The organism is Xanthomonas sp. SHU 199, from assembly GCF_000364665.1.
GTDB classification, from domain to species: Bacteria; Pseudomonadota; Gammaproteobacteria; order Xanthomonadales; family Xanthomonadaceae; genus Xanthomonas_A; species Xanthomonas_A sontii.
On record NZ_AQOI01000595.1, the window covers coordinates 1 to 1,088 of the forward strand.

A 1,088-nucleotide genomic window follows, 5' to 3' on the forward strand; every position below is an offset into this window, starting at 1 on the left:
GAAGGTGCTGGACATGGCGGATCTCCTGGCGCGGCTCAGTGCCGCGGCGGCATGGGGAAGAAGGCGCTGGTGCTGCGCTGGTAGTCGGCGTAGTCGCGGCCGCGCGAGCGCAGCGCTTGCTGTTCGGTATAGGGAATGCCGGTGACGCGGTAGAGGAAGGCGAACATCAGCAACGGTCCCAGCGCGGCCACGCCGACCCACAGCGCGCCGCTGCCCACTGCCAGGAACACGTAGGCGAACCAGTGCACGAATTCGAAGAAGTAGTTCGGATGCCGCGAATAGCGCCACAGGCCTTGGCGGCAGGTCTTGCCCTTGTTCGCCGGGTCGGTGCGGAACGCGGCCAGTTGCCGGTCGGCCAGGCTCTCCCCGCCGACCGCGATCAGCCAGGTCGCGACCGCCAACGTGGTCCACACGCTCCACTGCGGCTGCGGATTGTGCGCGGCCACCGACAGCGGCACCGCGAACGCCAGCACCACCAGCGCCTGGCCGAGGAAGAACGCCAGGAACTTGCGCTGGTCGCCGTGCCAGTGCTCGCGCAGGGCACGATAGCGGCCGTCTTCGTGCGCATCGCCGAACACGCGTACGCCCAGATGCCAGGCCAGGCGCGCGCCCCACAGCCCACCCAGCACCGCGGTCAGCACCCGCGGCAGCAGCGCGCCATCGGCGCGCCAGGTGCAGTACACCGCGGTCAGCGCCATGCAGGCCGACCACAGCACATCGACCACGCCGGCATTGCGGGTGCGCCGCTGCCAGGCCCAGCCGGCGAGCATGACCAGCACGGTGAAGATGCCTACATGCAGGAGCGGCCAGGCGTTCATCGCGCCGCTCCGGTGGCCGGCAGCGCCGGCGTGGCGACCATCAGGCGGCGCGTCGCCAGGCTCAGCAAGGTCAGCGCCGCGGCCCAGCCTACAGCCAGCGCCAGCAGCGCGTGCGGCGTGGGCGCCACCAGCGTCACCGCCTGCCAGCCGCGCGCGGCCAGCACGTAGCCCAGTGGGCCGGCGGTGGCGCCGAACAGCGCCGCGCGCCAGGGATGGCGCATCACCCAGGCCAGCGAGTGCTGGAAGGTCAGCGCGAACCCGGCCCACAGC

At 71.7% G+C, this 1,088-nt stretch carries 2 protein-coding genes; both read right to left on the bottom strand.

Going from position 1 to position 1,088, the window contains the following annotated elements; all coding sequences use genetic code 11:
- Positions 1-35: 35 nt before the first annotated feature.
- Positions 36-818, bottom strand: coding sequence for a DUF1295 domain-containing protein (locus tag D183_RS0117555; RefSeq protein ID WP_017910153.1), 783 nt, complete (start codon positions 816-818; stop codon positions 36-38).
- Positions 815-1,088 (bottom strand): DUF2878 family protein (locus tag D183_RS25150; protein ID WP_017910154.1); only part of this gene is annotated, 274 nt, incomplete at its 5' end. The genes D183_RS25150 and D183_RS0117555, both read right to left, overlap by 4 nt.